This is a genomic window from Terrabacter lapilli, assembly GCF_039531305.1.
Classification (GTDB): Bacteria; Actinomycetota; Actinomycetes; order Actinomycetales; family Dermatophilaceae; genus Terrabacter; species Terrabacter lapilli.
This window is the reverse complement of record NZ_BAAAPU010000008.1, coordinates 163,700-180,130: the sequence shown is the minus strand read 5'-3', so window position 1 is coordinate 180,130 and position 16,431 is coordinate 163,700. Positions and strand designations below refer to the sequence as shown.

General features: G+C 70.4%; 13 protein-coding genes. 1 reads left to right on the top strand and 12 read right to left on the bottom strand.

Translation table 11 applies throughout. From position 1 onward, the window contains the following. Positions 1-115 precede the first annotated feature (115 nt). Positions 116-3,598 (bottom strand): DNA-directed RNA polymerase subunit beta, encoded by a 3,483-nt coding sequence (gene rpoB, locus ABD241_RS14550; RefSeq protein WP_425580789.1) that lies wholly within the window; start codon positions 3,596-3,598, stop codon positions 116-118. Positions 3,599-4,095: 497 nt separating this feature from the next. On the opposite strand from rpoB, the gene ABD241_RS14545 reads away from it, so the two are divergent. After that, on the top strand, positions 4,096-4,617 hold the full coding sequence (locus tag ABD241_RS14545) for a DUF4282 domain-containing protein (RefSeq protein WP_344064018.1): 522 nt from the start codon (positions 4,096-4,098) through the stop codon (positions 4,615-4,617). Between the two features lie 113 nt (positions 4,618-4,730). Here the strand turns inward: ABD241_RS14545 and ABD241_RS14540 are convergent, their stop codons facing one another. The 11 genes from ABD241_RS14540 to ABD241_RS14490 all read right to left on the bottom strand — a co-directional run bounded on the left by ABD241_RS14540 (position 4,731) and on the right by ABD241_RS14490 (position 16,421). Then, entirely contained in the window at positions 4,731-5,741 is a 1,011-nt protein-coding gene (locus tag ABD241_RS14540) for an agmatine deiminase family protein (protein WP_344064217.1), read from the bottom strand. Between the two features lie 74 nt (positions 5,742-5,815). Continuing rightward, positions 5,816-6,778, bottom strand: a complete 963-nt coding sequence (locus ABD241_RS14535; protein WP_344064016.1) for a nitrilase-related carbon-nitrogen hydrolase — start codon at positions 6,776-6,778, stop codon at positions 5,816-5,818. A gap of 97 nt (positions 6,779-6,875) precedes the next feature. Then, positions 6,876-7,724 (bottom strand): hypothetical protein, encoded by an 849-nt coding sequence (locus ABD241_RS14530; RefSeq protein WP_344064013.1) that lies wholly within the window; start codon positions 7,722-7,724, stop codon positions 6,876-6,878. After that, positions 7,708-8,358 carry a hypothetical protein gene (locus ABD241_RS14525; protein WP_344064011.1) on the bottom strand — a complete coding sequence of 217 codons (651 nt, stop codon included), beginning with the start codon at positions 8,356-8,358 and terminating at the stop codon, positions 7,708-7,710. The genes ABD241_RS14530 and ABD241_RS14525 overlap by 17 nt, the downstream gene beginning before the upstream one ends. 23 nt (positions 8,359-8,381) lie before the next feature. Then, on the bottom strand, positions 8,382-9,680 hold the full coding sequence (locus ABD241_RS14520; RefSeq protein ID WP_344064008.1) for an MCE family protein: 1,299 nt from the start codon (positions 9,678-9,680) through the stop codon (positions 8,382-8,384). After that, on the bottom strand, positions 9,677-10,924 hold the full coding sequence (locus tag ABD241_RS14515; protein ID WP_344064005.1) for an MCE family protein: 1,248 nt from the start codon (positions 10,922-10,924) through the stop codon (positions 9,677-9,679). Before ABD241_RS14515 ends, ABD241_RS14520 begins: the two co-directional genes overlap by 4 nt. Next, positions 10,921-12,135 (bottom strand): MCE family protein, encoded by a 1,215-nt coding sequence (locus ABD241_RS14510; protein ID WP_344064002.1) that lies wholly within the window; start codon positions 12,133-12,135, stop codon positions 10,921-10,923. Before ABD241_RS14510 ends, ABD241_RS14515 begins: the two co-directional genes overlap by 4 nt. Further along, a complete protein-coding gene (locus tag ABD241_RS14505; RefSeq protein WP_344064000.1) occupies positions 12,135-13,166 on the bottom strand; it encodes an MCE family protein in 1,032 nt (343 codons plus the stop codon). Before ABD241_RS14505 ends, ABD241_RS14510 begins: the two co-directional genes overlap by 1 nt. Then, complete coding sequence (locus ABD241_RS14500; RefSeq protein WP_344063997.1) at positions 13,163-14,194, bottom strand: MCE family protein; 1,032 nt, start codon at positions 14,192-14,194, stop codon at positions 13,163-13,165. Before ABD241_RS14500 ends, ABD241_RS14505 begins: the two co-directional genes overlap by 4 nt. After that, complete coding sequence (locus ABD241_RS14495; RefSeq protein WP_344063994.1) at positions 14,191-15,558, bottom strand: MCE family protein; 1,368 nt, start codon at positions 15,556-15,558, stop codon at positions 14,191-14,193. Before ABD241_RS14495 ends, ABD241_RS14500 begins: the two co-directional genes overlap by 4 nt. Next, entirely contained in the window at positions 15,555-16,421 is an 867-nt protein-coding gene (locus ABD241_RS14490) for an MlaE family ABC transporter permease (protein WP_425580788.1), read from the bottom strand. The genes ABD241_RS14495 and ABD241_RS14490 overlap by 4 nt, the downstream gene beginning before the upstream one ends. Between the last annotated feature and the right edge of the window lie 10 nt (positions 16,422-16,431).

The following is a 16,431-nucleotide window of genomic DNA, read 5'->3' as shown; positions in this document are numbered from 1 at the left end:
CTTCTCTCGTAACTCTCGTTGAGTCTTTGGTCTGAGTGGTTTCGGGGGACGGGGGGTGGCGTATGCCGTCAGGCGGGCCTCACGGCATACGCCCCCTTCGTCGGGTGGGGCCTTCTCAGACCTCTTCGACGCTGGACGGCTCGCGCCGGCTCAGGTCGATGCCGAGCTCCTCCGCTGCGCGGAAGACCTCCTCGTCGGACTCCTTCATCTCGATCGTGGTGCCGTCGCTGCTCAGGACCTCGACGTTGAGACACAGCGACTGCATCTCCTTGAGGAGGACCTTGAACGACTCCGGGATGCCCGAGTCGGGGATGTTCTCGCCCTTGACGATGGCCTCGTAGACCTTCACGCGGCCGGGGACGTCGTCCGACTTGATCGTCAGCAGCTCCTGGAGCGTGTAGGCGGCGCCGTACGCCTCGAGGGCCCAGACCTCCATCTCACCGAAGCGCTGGCCACCGAACTGGGCCTTACCGCCGAGCGGCTGCTGGGTGATCATCGAGTACGGACCGGTCGAGCGAGCGTGGATCTTGTCGTCGACGAGGTGGTGGAGCTTGAGGATGTACATGTAGCCGACGGCCACCGGCTCGGGGAACGGCTCGCCGGAGCGGCCGTCGAACAGGCGCGTCTTGCCCGAGGCGTCGATGAGGCGGACCCCGTCGCGCGTCTTGAGCGTCGAGTCGAGCAGACCCGTGACCACGTCCTCGGAGGCGCCGTCGAAGACCGGCGTCGCCACGCGCGAGCCCGCAGGGGCCTCGTGCGCGTCGGGCGCGATCTCCTTGGCCCACTCCGGGTTGCCCTCGATCTTCCAGCCGCGCGAGGCGGCCCAGCCGAGGTGCAGCTCGAGGATCTGGCCGAGGTTCATACGACGCGGCACACCGTGCGGGTTGAGCACGACGTCGACCGGGGTGCCGTCCTCGAGGAAGGGCATGTCCTCGACCGGGAGGATCTTGGAGATGACGCCCTTGTTGCCGTGCCGGCCGGCGAGCTTGTCACCGTCGGTGATCTTGCGCTTGTTGGCCACGTAGACGCGAACGAGCTGGTTGACGCCCGGCGGCAGGTCGTCACCGAGGTCGGCGCGGAACTCCTTGACGCCGATGACCGTGCCGGTCTCGCCGTGCGGCACCTTCAGGGAGGTGTCGCGGACCTCGCGGGCCTTCTCACCGAAGATGGCGCGCAGCAGGCGCTCCTCCGGCGTCAGCTCGGTCTCGCCCTTGGGCGTGACCTTGCCGACGAGCAGGTCGCCGTCGCGGACCTCGGCGCCGACGCGGATGATGCCGCGCTCGTCGAGGTCGGCCAGGACCTCCTCGGAGACGTTCGGGATGTCCCGGGTGATCTCCTCGGGGCCGAGCTTGGTGTCACGGGCGTCGACCTCGTGCTCCTCGATGTGGATCGAGGAGAGGACGTCGTCCTGGACCAGGCGCTGGCTGAGGATGATCGCGTCCTCGTAGTTGTGGCCCTCCCACGACATGAACGCCACGAGCAGGTTGCGCCCGAGCGCCATCTCGCCACCGTCGGTCGCCGGACCGTCGGCGATGACGCCGCCGGCCTCGAGCCGGTCGCCCTCGTTGACGACGACGACCTGGTTGTAGCTCGTGCCCTGGTTGGAGCGCGCGAACTTGGCGATGCGGTACGTCTGGTAGGTGCCGTCGTCGTTGGCGACGGTGACGAGGTCAGCCGACACCTCCTGCACGACACCGGCCTTCTCGGCCCGGACGACGTCGCCCGAATCGAGCGCGGCGCGGAACTCCATGCCGGTGCCGACGATCGGCGCCTCGCTCTTGACGAGCGGGACGGCCTGACGCTGCATGTTGGCGCCCATGAGCGCACGGTTGGCGTCGTCGTGCTCGAGGAAGGGGATCATCGCGGTCGCGGCAGACACCATCTGGCGCGGCGAGACGTCCATGTAGTCGACCTCGTCGGCCGGGACGAGCTCGACCTCTCCACCCTTGGTGCGCACGAGCACGCGCTCCTCGGTGAAGTTGTTCTCCTTGTCGAGCGGCGCGTTGGCCTGGGCGACGACGTAGCGGTCCTCCTCGTCGGCGGACAGGTAGACGATGTCGTCGGTGACGTGCCCACCCTCGACCTTGCGGTACGGCGTCTCGATGAAGCCGAACGCGTTGATGCGGCCGTAGGACGCGAGCGAGCCGATGAGGCCGATGTTCGGGCCTTCCGGCGTCTCGATCGGACACATGCGGCCGTAGTGCGACGGGTGGACGTCGCGGACCTCCATCTGGGCGCGGTCACGGGAGATACCACCCGGGCCGAGCGCGGACAGGCGACGCTTGTGCGTCAGACCCGCGAGCGGGTTGTTCTGGTCCATGAACTGGGACAGCTGCGAGGTCCCGAAGAACTCCTTGATCGAGGCCACCACGGGGCGGATGTTGATCAGGGTCTGCGGGGTGATCGCCTCGACGTCCTGCGTGGTCATGCGCTCGCGGACGACGCGCTCCATGCGGGACAGGCCGGTGCGGACCTGGTTCTGGATCAGCTCGCCGACGGAGCGGAGGCGACGGTTGCCGAAGTGGTCGATGTCGTCGACCTCGACGCGGACGTCGATCTCCTCGCCGTTCTTGACGCCCTTCATCGAGTCCTGGCCGTCGTGCAGCGTGACGATGAACTTGATCGTCTTGACGATGTCGTCGATCGACAGGGTCGAGTCGTTGATCGAGGCGTCGAGACCGAGCTTCTTGTTGACCTTGTAGCGGCCGACCTTGGCGAGGTCGTAGCGCTTGCCGTTGAAGTAGAGGTTGTCGAGCAGGGTCTGCGCGGCCTCCTTCGTCGGCGGCTCGCCCGGGCGCAGCTTGCGGTAGATGTCGAGCAGCGCGTCGTCCTGGCCCTGCGTGTGGTCCTTCTCGAGCGTCAGGCGCATCGACTCGAACTCGCCGAACTCCTCGAGGATCTGGGCCTCGGTCCAGCCGAGGGCCTTGAGGAGCACGGTGACCGACTGCTTGCGCTTGCGGTCGACGCGGACGCCGACCATGTCGCGCTTGTCGATCTCGAACTCGAGCCAGGCACCGCGGCTCGGGATGATCTTGGCCGTGTAGATGTCCTTGTCGGACGTCTTGTCGGGCGTGCGCTCGAAGTAGACGCCCGGGCTGCGGACGAGCTGCGAGACGACGACACGCTCGGTGCCGTTGATGATGAAGGTGCCACGCTCGGTCATGAGCGGGAAGTCGCCCATGAAGACCGTCTGGCTCTTGATCTCGCCCGTCTGGGCGTTCATGAACTCAGCGGTGACGAAGAGCGGTGCGTCGTACGTCTGGTCGCGCTCCTTGCACGACTCGATCGTCTTGCGGGTCTCCTCGAAGCGGTGGTCGCGGAACGACAGCGACATGGAGCCGCTGAAGTCCTCGATCGGGGAGATCTCCTCGAAGATCTCCTCGAGCCCGGACCGGTCGGGGACGTCGGTACGCCCCTCGGCCTTGGCCGCGGCGACGCGAGCCTGCCAGCGCTCGTTGCCGAGCAGCCAGTCGAAGCTCTCCGTCTGAAGGGCCAGGAGGTCGGGGACCTCGAGTGGTTCGCGAATCTTCGCGAAGGACAGACGCCCCGAAGGGGTCTGTGCGGTGGACATGTTCGTCGCAGTACGCGAGGCAGCCAAGGAGGGTCCTTCCACGGGCCTTTTTCGAATCTTCAGATCCGCGTTGCCGCATGGCTCCGCTCACGGGTCCCGGGGTCGTACCGGATGCCGGGTGGCACGGTGGGTGGTCAACCGAGGTCGTGAAGGGTGGGCATGGGCAGCGCAAAGGCTTAGCCTACCCCCAAAGGGCAGGAGTGTCCAGCCGGGTCAAGGGGCGGAATTCGTCGGCCGAGGTGCTCACGCGGCCTGGAAGGCCGCGGCCCCTCGGCGTGACCTGCCACGCCCCCCGGACCGGGGGCTCGCGATGCGAACGCGACGAATATGGCCCTCTGCGCGCTTCGCGTCAAGACCTGCCCGTCCGCGGCGCGTCGCCGAGGCCCTGGGCAGGGGGCGTCGGAACCCCGCTGACCTGCGAGAACAGGCCGCCGCACGGCGGCGTGTGCCACGCCACGGGACGGTGACGCCGACCTAGCATGGGGAGCACCGACGATCCGCACGCTCCTTCCGAGAGGGATGCCATGTCCGATCAGAACCCGCCCGAGCAGCCGTCCTTCAACCGGCCTGTGGGTAGCGACCCCACGACGCCGATGCCGAGCAGCCAGTCCGGCACGCCGGGACCTCCCGGTGCGCCGGGCACGCCGGGGACCACCGGTGCCGGGACGGGCGCCACGCCTCCTCCCCCGCCGCCCGTCACCCCGGCTGGTGGCACGGGCGGGTCCGGCGGCATGTCGAGCGTCCCCGAGCCGGCGCAGGAGGGCGCCGGCTTCTTCACGGCGCTCTTCGACTTCAGCTTCAACAACTTCGTGACGCCGATCCTCGTCCGCATCGTCTACGTGCTGGCGACGGTCGCCCTGGGGGCGATGTGGCTCGTCTTCCTCATCGCCGGCTTCGCCAGCAGCCTGGCCTCCGGGCTCGTGGTGCTCGTGCTCGGACCGATCCTGCTCGTCATCTACCTGGCCATCGTGCGCATGACCCTCGAGTTCTACCTCTCGGTGGTCCGCATGAGCCAGGACATCCACAAGCGCCTCCCGCACGCCTGAGACACCTGCCGCCGAGGCCGAGCAGGCCCCGACGACAGCAGGGCCCCACCACACCGTCGAGTGGGCACGTCCGGTTGCGGAGGTGCGCACCCGAGGCGTGTCCGGGCGGGACCTCAGAGAGCCGGCTGCTGCTGGGTGATGCAGTGGATGCCGCCGCCGCGGTCGAACAGCGGGCGGGCGTCCACCCCCACGACCCGACGGCCGGGGTACGCGTCGGCGAGCACCCCGAGGGACGCGTCGTCCTGCTCGTCCCCGAAGGTGCAGGCGATGACGCCGTCGTTGACGACGAGGTGGTTGATGTACGACCAGTCCACCGGCCCCTCGGCGTCCGCCAGTGTCCGCGGCGCCGGCACGCCGACCACCTCGAAGCGCTGCCCCCTCGCGTCCCGTGCGTCCTCGAGCAGCTCACGCAGCTGCCGTGAGACGGCGTGGTCGGGGTGGGAGGCGTCCTGCTGGTCGTGCAGCAGCACCACGCCGGGGCTCGGGATGGTCGCGACGATGTCGACGTGACCGCGGGTCCCGAACTCGTCGTAGTCGCGGGTCAGGCCCCGCGGCAGCCAGATGCACGTCGTCGCGCCGATGGTCCGGGCGAGCTCGGCCTCGACGTCGGCGCGGATGAGACCCGGGTTGCGGCCCGGGTCGAGCTGGACGGTCTCGGTCAGCAGCACCGTGCCGAGGCCGTCGACGTGGATGCCCCCGCCCTCGTTGACGAGGGCGGAGCCGATGGCGTCGGCGCCGGTGGCCTGCGTGACGAACGCGCCGATGCGGGAGTCGTGCTCCCATGACGCCCAGGACTGGGCGCCCCAGCCGTTGAACACCCAGTCGACGGCCCCGAGACGGGCTCCGTCGCGGGAGCGGACGAACGTCGGGCCGATGTCGCGCATCCAGGCGTCGTCGAGCTCGGCCTCGAGCAGCTCGACGTCCGGGTGCAGGTGCTGCCGCGCGACCGGGACGTCCGCGGGGACCACCACCATGCGCACCGGCTCGAACTCGATCACCGCGTTGGCGACCGCGGCCCAGGTGCGCCGAGCCGCGGCCACCTCCTCGGGGGTGTCGCCGAGGGTGTAGCCGGCGCTCGGCCACGCCATCCAGGTGCATTCATGGCGGTCGGTCTCCGAGGGCATGAGCCAGCCGCCGGCCGACGACGCGTCAGCCCCCTCGGCCGTCCCGGCCCGCCCGGGAGCCGGTGCCGGGTCGGTCACTCCACCACCTCGCGACGGTGCTCCTCGCGCACGGGGGCCGTCAGGGCGGCATACGAGTCGGGTCGGCGCGTCTCGAGGAAGGGGAAGAGCTCGAGCCAGTCGCCCCGCTGCGAGAGGTCGAGATCCGCGACGAGGACGGCCGCCTCGTCACGTGGCGCCTGCACGAGGATGCGGCCGTAGGGGTCGGAGATGAAGGAGCTGCCGTAGAAGGTGATGAGGCCCTCGGTGCCGAAGCGGTTGGGCACCACCATGAACAGGCCGTTGGCGATGCCGTTGCCGACGATCACCTGCTGCCACAGCGGCTGGGTGTCGAAGCCGGGGTGGTCGGGCTCGGAGCCGATGGCCGTCGGGTAGCAGAGCACCTCGGCGCCGGCGAGCGAGTAGAGCCGCGCGACCTCCGGGAACCACTCGTCCCAGCACGTCGGCAGCCCCAGCCTGAGCGAGGGGTCGTCGAGCGTGACGAGGGGGTACGCGTCGTCGGCGGGTCCGGGGCGGAAGTACTTGTCCTCGTAGTAGCCGGCCGTGACGGGGATGTGGGTCTTGCGCGTGCGGGCCACCACCTGCCCGCTCGGGGCGACGACGACCGCGGTGTTGAAGCCGAGCCCGTCGCCCTGCTCCGCACGCTCGTAGAGCGAGGCGTGGACGAACACGCCGAAGTCGCGCGCCGCCTCCCGGGCGAAGGTCACCGTCGGCCCGGTCTCGAGGTCCTCGGCAGTGGCCGACGGGGTGCCCTGCGGCAGCGTGTCGGCCGGGTAGCGCGAGAGGGTCAGCTCGGGCAGGAACACGATGCGCGCGCCGGCCTCGGCGGCGGTGCGGATGCCGTCACGCAGCGTCTCGACGAGAGCCTCGGGGTCGTCGACCCACTCGTGCTGGACGAGGGCCACCCGCACGGGCGGCGTCTTCGGCTCGCGGACGCGGGCGAGGGACTCGGGGACACCATTGGCCTGAATGAGCTTCACAACGTGAAGTATGCCAACCCCCTGAGCCGGTCGAGTGGGCACTTCCCGCACGCCTGCGTCGGAGAGTGCCCACTCGACGGTGGGGGTGGGGGTGGGGTCAGTAGGCGGACAGGTCGCTGACGAGCCAGCGGTCGCCGGTCTTGCGCATCGTGGCGATCACGCGGTTCTGGTCGATGGCCGGTGCCGGCTGCGCCTTCGTGGTGGTGGCCTGGTTGACGAAGGCCATGACACGCACCGTCGTGCCCTCGCCGCCGTCGCCGGACGCGTCCATGACGCCGGCCTCGTAGACCTTGGCCTGCACCGTGGCCTCGTTCTTGACCGCCATCGGCTTGATGTCCGTGGCCGCCACCTTGGTGAACTGGTCCTTGAAGGGCGAGGCCAGCTGCGGCAGCACCTCGTCGACGTGCTTGTCGAAGGAGGCGCCGCTGTAGCTGAGCAGGGTCTCAAGGGTCGTCCGAGCCGATCCGACGGCAGCGGTCCGGTCGGCGTCGGACACCGTCGGGCGCAGGGCGTAGACCAGCGCGGCGGCGATCAGGGCGAGCGCCGTCGCGACGGCGACGGCAGGGATCCAGAGCCGACGTGACCGGCGCGCGGTCGCGTGCTCGGCGACCTCACCTGGTGACTCCTGCTCGGCGGTCTCGTCCGCGAGGGCCGGCCCGGCGCCGAGGTCGGCGGCGTCCGGTCGGGGCTCCGTGTCGAGTGCCGGGTGGACAGCGGGTCGCTCGAGCGTGGCCGTCGCCGTGGCCGCGCCACCCGACGCCGTCGAGGTGCCGGCAGGCGCCGTCGGCGCGGCGGGTCGAACGGGGGTGGACGCCGCAGTGGGCGCAGAGCCGGGCCCGGAGGTCGGTGTCTGGCCGGGCTGGAGCCGCCGGCGGGCACCGGCGACGCGCTTGCGCGGGTTGGCCTGGGCCGGGGCGGCCCGGCGGGGGTCAGCTGACGAAGTCAAGGGTGCTCACCTTCCACGCGTCGCCGACCTTCACCAGGTCGAGGCGGAGCCGGTACGTCTTCTTCTCGGGTTTGGGCGTCGAGGCGTTGGAGGTCGGGGCGACCACCCCGACGATGACCTTCGCCGAGTCCTGGTCCCCGGACACCAGCGCGGCCTCCGCCCGCTCCACCGTGGAGACGGTCTTGTTGGCGGTCACGACCGGCTTGAGCTGCGCCAGCGTGGACGCGTACTCCTTCGCGAACGTGCCGGTCGCCTCGTCGAGGACCCGCTTGGTGTCGGCGTCGAAGGTCGAGGCGCTCATCGTCACGAAGTTGACCGCGATCTGGCGCCCGGCGGCCAGGGCGGCCGCGCGCGCGTCCTCGTCACGCTGCTGCTGCCACGTCGCGCGCCCGGCAGTGGCGGTCACGGCGACCGCCGCGGCGACCAGGAGGGCCGCCAGGACCCAGAGCAGGCGGGCCGAGGGCCGCCACGTGCGGACTCCCCTGAGCCCCGCACGTGGCGTGTCTGTGGGTCCCGCGCGGTCCGGCACCGCCTCGGGCGCCTCGGCGTCGGGGGCGCTCAGCTCGGGGTCGTCGGGCGTCTCCGCCGTCCGCGGGGGCCGCTCGGTGTGCGAGCGGGTGGGGGCCATCGTCATCGAGGGGTTCCTTCCGTCACCGGCTAGCGGAGCGCCTCCTGCATCATCCAGAGCCAGCTCGTGCCGTTGTCGGTCCGTCCGTCGCCGCCGGTCGGGGCGACCGGCGACTGGACTGACAACGAGGCAGGGCGCCCGGAGGTCACGGCCGGGTTGCCCAAGGCGACCGGCGTCGCCCCGAAGGCCATGGGATAGCTGCGCCCACCCTGGGCGCCCGGCGTGGGCTTCGGGGCGTTCTGGGCGCCGCGGACGTTCACCCCGGAACCGCGGGCGGCGGCGCAGTGGGCGTCGCGGTTGAGCGGCGGCAGACCGGTCGTGCGGTTGGGGTCGACCTTCGTCGTGCCCTCGTAGCCGACCTCGCAGGCCTTGGGGTCGTCGGCGTTGAGCACGAGACCGAAGTGCGCGGTGCCGTCTCCCGGAACGACGGTGAACCCGCCGGTCACGACGTCCGGGTAGGTGACGAGGAGCTGCTCGATGCCGTCGAGCCGGGCCGTCGTGACGTTGCCGACGGTGATGAAGTTGGCCAGCAGCGCTGCCAGGCTCTGCTTGTTCTCGGTGATGAGCGCATCGAGCTGCGAGGTCGCGACCGAGCCCCGGTCGAGCACCACCCGCAGGTCGGGGTCGGCCTGGCGCAGCGCGTCGGCCACGTCGGCGAAGCCGGAGACGCTCCGGCGTATGTCCGCGCCGCTCTTGACCTGGGTGTCGAGGACGATCCGCCCGTCGTCGATGAGCCGGGTCGTCTGCGGCAGCGCCTCGGACGCGGCCGCCGTCAGCGCGTTGCCCGAGTCGACCAGTCGCTGCAGGTCCGTGCCACCGCCCTGGAAGGCCTTGGCCAGCTCGTCGACGGTCGTCACGAGCGACTCCCGGGGCACGGACGCGACCGTGTCGTCGACGTGCTGCAGCAGCTGGTCGATCCGGATCGGGTAGGCGGTGCGGTCGCGCGGGATGACGTCGCCGGCCGCGAGGAACGGGGCACTCGACGTGCGCGGCTGCAGGTCGAGGTACTGCTCCCCCACCGCCGACCGGTTCTCGACGACCGCCCTGGTGTCCTTGGGGACCTGGGTGCCGCGGTCGAGCCTCGCGTCAACCGCGACACCGTTGCCGGACAGCCGCAGGGCCTCGACCTTGCCCACGGTGACGCCGCGGTAGGTCACCTCGGCACCGACGAAGATGCCGCCGGACTGCGCGAGGTCGGCCGAGACGAGGTAGCTGCCCCCGGCGATCTTGTCGGTGAGCCCGACGTAGTTGGCCGACAGGATCGCGACGAGGGTCACCGACAGCAGGGCGAAGGCGGCCAGCTGCAGCCGGACGGTCCTGGTGATCATCGGGAACCTCCCGTGGGGAAGAGGGTGGACCACGACGCCGCCTCGGAGGAGCCCGGTCCCGAGGCCGCGGAGCCGGTCAGGCCACCCGGCAGCGTCGTCGGCAGCGGAACGCCGCTCACCGTCGGCACGGGGACCTTCGGCAAGGGCACCGACGGGAGGGGCACGGAGGGCACGGGGACCGAGGGCAGCGGCACCGACGGGAGCGGCCCGTTGGGCACCTGCGGCAGGCGGCCGACGCCGAGGTTGCCGGCGATCGTGCCCAGGTTGGTGTCGAGCGTCGCCCACAGGTTCGTGTAGTCGCCCTTGACGGTGTTCTGCGCGTTGTTGGGGAAGGGATACGTCAGCAGCAGCTGGTAGCTCTTGGGCAGGTCGTCGCCGGCCTTGTTGAGCTGGCGCAGGATCGGGCTGATCGCGCGAAGGTTGGCCTCGAGATCGGCCCGCGAGCCGCGGATGACGCGCGTGCCGACCTCGCCCAGGTTGCTCAGGGCGGTCAGCATCGCGGTCAGCTGACGCCGCTGGTCGGCGAGGATCTTCAGGCCCTTGGGCAGCTCGTCCAGCGCGGCGGCGATCTTGGCCTGGTTGTCCGCGAGCGTCTTGGACAGCCGGTCGATGCTGTCGATCGCTCGGACGATCTCGGCCTTCTGGCTGTCGAGGCCCCCCACGAACGTGCCCAGCTGCGTGACGAGGTCCCTGATGTCACCGGTGCGTCCGCGCATGGCGTTGTTGAGCTCGGTCTCGATGGTCTTCAGCTGGGCGACCCCGCCGCCGTTGAGCAGCAGCGACATCGCGCCGAGGACCTCCTCGACCTCGGGGTTGCGGCTGGTCCTCGACAGGGGGATGCGGTCCCCCTCCGCGAGGCGTCCCTCGGGTGCCACGTCGGTGGGAGCCGCGAGCGCGACGTACTTCTCGCCGAGCAGCGAGGTCTGCTTGAGCTCCGCCGTGGCGTTGTCGGGCAGGACCACGCTGCGGGGCAGCCGCAGGCGCACCGTCGCGGTCCAGCCGGTGACCTGGATGTCCTCGACGGTGCCCACCGTCACCTGGTTCACCTTGACCGACGACTGCGGCACGAGGTCGAGCACGTCGGCGAACTCCGCCGTCACCGTGTAGGAGTCGTCGCCCGTGCCGGCACCGCCGGGGAGCGGCAGGTCGTAGGCGCTGCAGCCGCCGAGGGCGAGCGCCGCGAGCGACACCAGCGTGACACCGGTGGAGGCGCGTCGGGGAAAGGAGCGGACGGCATACGTCATCGGGAGCCTCCCAGGAGTCCGCCGAGCGTGGGGTCGGCCCCACGCAGGTTGACCAGGCCGCTCGGCTGCGGGGTGCCCTGCAGGGCAGAGCCGCTCGGCAGCGAGGGCAGCGTGGGCAGGAGCGGCAGCACCCCCTTCTTGAGGGCGTTGCACAGCTGCGTGTTGCCGGTGTTGGTCGGCCCGGTCAGGATCGAGCAGACCAGCAGCAGCGGGTCGTCGAGGCCCTTGGCGTTGTTGCGGGTGTCCAGGGTGCCGGTCTGCGGGTGGTAGGCGTTCTGCAGGTTGGAGAGCGCGACGGGGGCGTTCTCGAGCACCTGGGCGAGCGCCTGGCGGTTCTTCGCGAGGGCGTCGGTGACGGTGACGGCACGGTCGAGGTTGCTCTTGAGCAGGGCCCGGTTGTCGGAAACGAAGGTGGAGACCTCGTCGACCGCCACCCCGAGGCTCTGCAGCGACGCCTTGAGGTCCTCACGCTCCTCGCTCAGCTGGTCGGCCACGGTCGCCATGTCGGAGTTCAGCCGGCGCACCTGCGCGTTGTTGTCGGCGAGCATCGAGGTGAAGGACTGGAGGTTCTTCACGGTCCCGAAGAGGTCGTCCCGGCTGCCCGAGAGGGTCGACAGGGCCGTGGACAGGTCGTGGACCGTGCCGTTGAGCTTGTCGCCGTTGCCGCCGAGGTTGGCCGCCGACGTGCGCAGCAGCTCGTTGAGGGCGCCGTTCTTGTTGGCGCCGTCGGGGCCCAGCGCCACCATGAGGTCGTCGAGGCTCTGGGAGACGCGGTCGAGCTCGACGGGAACCGCCGTGCGGTCCAAGGGGATCCGCGTGCCCGCGGCGAGCGCCGGGCCGGACTGGTAGACCGGCAGCAGCTGGACGTAGCGGTCCGAGACGAGCGAGGGGGCGATGATCGCGGCCTTGGCCGAGGCGGGCACGCGGTACTTGTCGTCGTAGCTGAAGGTGACGTGCACGTGGTCGCCCTCGGGGGTCACACTGTCGACCTGACCGACCTTGACGCCGAGGATGCGCACGTCGGAGCCCGGGTAGAGGCCGACGGCCCGCGTGAAGTCGGCGCTGACGGTCGTCTGTCCCTGGCTCGGCCAGAACGCGACGGCGGCCGCGACGAGCGCGACGACGACGAGGCCTGCGACCACCTTGCCGAGCACGGTCACGGGAGCGTGCAGGCGGCCGAACGCCATACGGGACGGCTGGGGCGCGCGCATCAGCGACCACCTCCGGAGGTGCCGGGGAGGAGCAGGTCGGGCAGCTTCGTCCCGGGCAGCGCCAGACCGGGCGTGCCCACCGGGACGACGAGGTTGGAGACCCACGTGTCGAACCAGCGCCCGGTCCCGAGCGTGTTGGCGTAGACGCGCGTGAACGGCGCCATGGCCTGGATCGTCTTCTGCAGGTCGGTGTCGTGCTTCTGGAGCAGCGCGAGCGTCCTGTCGAGCTCGGCGAGCGCGGGCCCCAGCTGGGCCCGGTTGTCGCGGGCCAGCCCGGTGAGCTGCTGCGCCAGCGCCGAGGTGTTGCGGAAAAGCGTGCGGATGTCGTCGCGGCGCTTGACGAGCTCGACCATGAGCAGGTCGGCGTCGCGGATGAGCGTGCTCACCTGCTGGTTGCGGCTGCGCACCAGGCCGCTCACGCTGTTGGCACGCTTGAGCAGCGAGCCGAGCTCGGCGTCGCGGCTGGCGACCGTGCGCGAGAGGCGTGAGAGGCCGTCGAGGGTGGCCCGGACGTACTGCGGGCTGTCCTTGAACTCCGAGGCGATGACGGTCAGGGACTTGGCGAGCTCGTCGGTGTCGATGCGCTCGGTCGTCGTGGTGAGGTCCTGGAAGGCGTTGATGACGTCGTAGGAGCTCACCGTGCGCGACACGGGGATCTGGCTGTCGGCGTCGAGCTGGCCCTGGCCCTTGGGGTCGAGCGCGAGGTACTTCTGTCCGAGGATCGTCTTCATGCGGATGGAGGCGCCGGTCTGCGGGCCGAAGCTCGCGTCCTCGGTGATGGTGAAGTCGACGCGGACGTGCCCGTCCTCGAGGTCGACGCCCGTGACCTTGCCGACCTTGACACCCGCGATGCGGACGTCGTCGTCGGGCTTGATGCCGCCCGCCTCCGTGAACGCCGCGCTGTATGCCGTGCCGCCGCCGATGAGCGGGAGGTTCGCGGCGTTGAACGCCAGGTAGAGCAGGACCGCGATGACGAGCAGGCCCACGGCGCCGATGGGCACCGGGTTGCGCTCTCGGAAGGGGATGCTCATGATTTGCACCTCGCGGACGCGACGTCGTAGGTGGGGCTGACACCAGGCAGGATCGGGCTCTTCGTGTCGAACTTGCAGAGGTAGAAGTTGAACCACGAGCCGTAGGTCGCCGTGCGTGTCAGCGTGTCGATGCGGCCCGGCGCGTTGCTGATGAAGGCCTCGAACTCCTTGACGTTCGCCGCCTTGTTGAGCGTCGTCGCGAGGGTGCGCAGCTGGGCGACGTCGTCCTTGATGAGCGGCCGCGTCGACACGAGCAGGTCGGCGGTCTCGGCCGAGAGTGTATTGATGCCGGACAGGGAGCGGCCGATGGTCTCGCGGTCGGCGGCCAGGCCGCTGGTGAAGCGCTGGAGCTGGTCGATGAGGGAGAGCAGCTGCTGGTCGTGGGCGTCCACCGTGCCGAGCACCGCGTTGAGGTTGTCGATGGTGCGCCCGATGACGGCGTCGCGGTCGGCGATGGCCGAGGTGAGGCTGGCCGTCTTGGCGAGCAGCGTGTTCACGTTGCCGCCCTCGCCCTGCAGGGTCTGGATGAGCAGGCCCGACAGCTCGTTGACGTCGCTCGGCGAGAGCGCTGCGAAGAGCGGTTTGAAGCCGTTGAACAGGACGGTCAGGTCGAGGGCCGGGTGCGTGCGCGAGAGGGGGATCGTCGCGCCGTCGGGCAGCGCCGTCGGGGCGCCGGCGCCCTGGGTGAGCGCGAGGTAGCGCTGGCCGACGAGGTTGCGGTACTTCACGGTCACCTCGGTGCCCTGCGTGAGGACCGAGCTCTTCAGGACCGAGAAGTCGATCTCGGCGGTGGCCCCCTGCGAGGTCGCGTCGTGGGCCACCCGCACGTCCTCGACCTCGCCGACGCGGACGCCGGCGATGCGCACGTCCTGGCCGGCCATGACGCCCGTGGCGTCGCTGAGCACGGCGGTGTACGTCGCCTTCGAGCCGAGCTGGATGTTGGCGATCGTCAGCGCCAGGATGCTCGTGGCGAAGAGTGTGACCGCCGCGAAGATGATGAGCTTGACGAGGGATCCCTTGACCTTCACCGGGTGCTCACCACCGTTCCGCGCATCATGGGTCCCGCGAGGAGAGCCTGGATGCCGCTGCCTCCCGACGAGGCCTGCTGGCCGTCGCCGCCCAGCAGGGCACCGATGACCTGCTGCTCCTCGGCCGTGCCGGCCGTGCCGGAGTCTGCGGCCGAGGCGTTGCCGAGCAGCGCCGAGGGGATGTCGGAGAAGGGCGGCGCGTTGCTGGCCGGCTTGGTGCCGTCCTGGAAGTGGTTGCCGGTGAAGGGGTTGGCCTGCGATCCGCCGGGGGTCGGCAGCCCGTAGCAGTGCGGTCCGCGCCGGTCCTCCCACCGCGGTTCCTCCCCCGGCCGGTAGGGCTGGCGGGGCGGCACGACCTCGAGCGTGATGTGGAAGGTGCCACCGGAGAAGGCGGCGTTGGCGCGCGGGAGCCAGTTGACGAGGCCCGAGGCGACGCAGGGGTAGATCGGCGAGTACTCGGCGAGCAGCTGCAGGGTGGGCCGACTGACCCGCCCCACCTGGATGATCCGCTGCTCGTTGTCGCGCAGGAAACCGGCGGTGTCGTTGGCGAACCCGGCCGTGCCCACCAGGAAGGCGGCGAGCTGCTGGTCCTTCTCGACGACCGTCTTGTTCGTCACGCGTAGCGACTCGGTGAGCCGGAAGAAGTCGGGGGCCATGCCGTTGTAGAGGTCGGCGGTGTCGGCGAGCAGGGAGATGTCCTGCTTGATCGTCGGCATGCTGGGGTTGAGCGCCTTGAAGTAGCGGTCGACGAGCGTCAGGTTGCGGCCGATCTGGTCGCCCCTGCCCTCGAGCGTGGTCGACAGGGCGCCGAGGGTCGTGGCGAGCTTGGCCGGCTGGACGGTGCGCAGCAGCGGGTAGAGGTTGTCGAGCACGGTCTCGAGCTCGATGGAGACCTTGCTGCGGTCCTGCGGGATGACGTCCCCGGCACGGATCGGGCGCGCGGAGGCACCGGTAGTCTCGAGGTCGACGTAGCGCTCGCCGAAGAGCGTCTTGGGCAGCAGCCGCGCCACGACGTTGGACGGGATCTTGGCGACCTCGTCGGGCTGCAGCGCCAGCTCGAGACGCGCCCCTGTGGGCGTGGCCTCGACGTGGCGCACCTCGCCGACGAGCAGCCCGCGCAGCTTGACGTCGGAGCTCTCCTGCAGCTGGCTGCCGAGGCGGTCGGTCTCGAGCGTCACCATCACGACGGGGGTGAAGCGCTTCTGGAACGAGGCGATCGCGAGGCCGAGGAGCAGGGCCAGCACGACGAGGAAGACGAGGCCGTATGCCTTCTGTCCCAGCCGCTTTCGCGTGTGCTGGGTGATCGGCCCGGGCGTCGCGTCGGTGCTGACGTCGGTGACGGGCTCGGCGGGAGTGGTGCTCATCCGGCGATCCTCACGCTCGTCGTCGCGCCCCAGATGGCAAGGGAGAGGAAGAAGTCGACGATGTTGATCGCCACGATCGAGGTCCGCACTGCGGTGCCGACGGCCACGCCGACGCCGGCCGGGCCGCCCGACGCGGTGTAGCCGTAGTAGCAGTGGATGAGGATGATGACGACCGCGAACACCATCACCTTGGCGAAGGACCAGAACACGTCGCCGGGTGGCAGGAACAGGTGGAAGTAGTGGTCGTAGGTGCCCTCGGACTGGCCGAAGTACGCCGTCGAGATGAAGCGCGTCGCGGCATACGAGCTGAGCAGGCCCAGCACGTAGAGCGGGATGACGGCGATGAAGCCCGCGATCATGCGCGTCGTGACAAGGAAGGGCAGTGACGGGATGCCCATGACCTCAAGCGCGTCCACCTCCTCGGAGATGCGCATCGCGCCGAGCTGGGCGGTGAAGCCGCAGCCGACCGTGGCCGCGAGCGCCAGGCCGGCGACCAGCGGGGCGATCTCGCGGGTGTTGAGGTAGGCGGAGAAGAAGCCGGTGAACGCGCCTGTGCCCAGCTGCTCGAGGGAGGAGTAGCCCTGCAGACCGACCTCGGTGCCGGTGAAGAAGGCGAGGAAGGCGATGACGCCGACCGTGCCGCCGATCACCGACAGCGCACCGGTGCCGAGCGAGACCTCGGCCAGCAGGCGCACGACCTCCTTCTTGTAGCGCCGCAGCGTGCGCCCGCTCCAGGCGAGGGATCGCACGTAGAAGCGCATCTGCTCACCGAGCGAGTCGAGGGCCCGGGAGGGACGGCTCGCGAGGTCGAGCAGCCGCTCGGCGCTGGCACTGCGAGCGCGGTCCTGGGTGTTGGTCGCCATCGTCGCCTCC

Bases quoted from the DNA above. Each gene is read 5' to 3' on its own strand.
- ABD241_RS14545 (WP_344064018.1), top strand. From the start codon at position 4,096: ATGTCCGATCAGAACCCGCCCGAGCAGCCGTCCTTCAACCGGCCTGTG.
- ABD241_RS14540 (WP_344064217.1), bottom strand. From the start codon at position 5,741: ATGCCCTCGGAGACCGACCGCCATGAATGCACCTGGATGGCGTGGCCG.
- ABD241_RS14525 (WP_344064011.1), bottom strand. From the start codon at position 8,358: ATGACGATGGCCCCCACCCGCTCGCACACCGAGCGGCCCCCGCGGACG.
- ABD241_RS14520 (WP_344064008.1), bottom strand. From the start codon at position 9,680: ATGATCACCAGGACCGTCCGGCTGCAGCTGGCCGCCTTCGCCCTGCTG.
- ABD241_RS14515 (WP_344064005.1), bottom strand. From the start codon at position 10,924: ATGACGTATGCCGTCCGCTCCTTTCCCCGACGCGCCTCCACCGGTGTC.
- ABD241_RS14510 (WP_344064002.1), bottom strand. From the start codon at position 12,135: ATGCGCGCGCCCCAGCCGTCCCGTATGGCGTTCGGCCGCCTGCACGCT.
- ABD241_RS14505 (WP_344064000.1), bottom strand. From the start codon at position 13,166: ATGAGCATCCCCTTCCGAGAGCGCAACCCGGTGCCCATCGGCGCCGTG.
- ABD241_RS14495 (WP_344063994.1), bottom strand. From the start codon at position 15,558: ATGAGCACCACTCCCGCCGAGCCCGTCACCGACGTCAGCACCGACGCG.
- ABD241_RS14490 (WP_425580788.1), bottom strand. From the start codon at position 16,421: ATGGCGACCAACACCCAGGACCGCGCTCGCAGTGCCAGCGCCGAGCGG.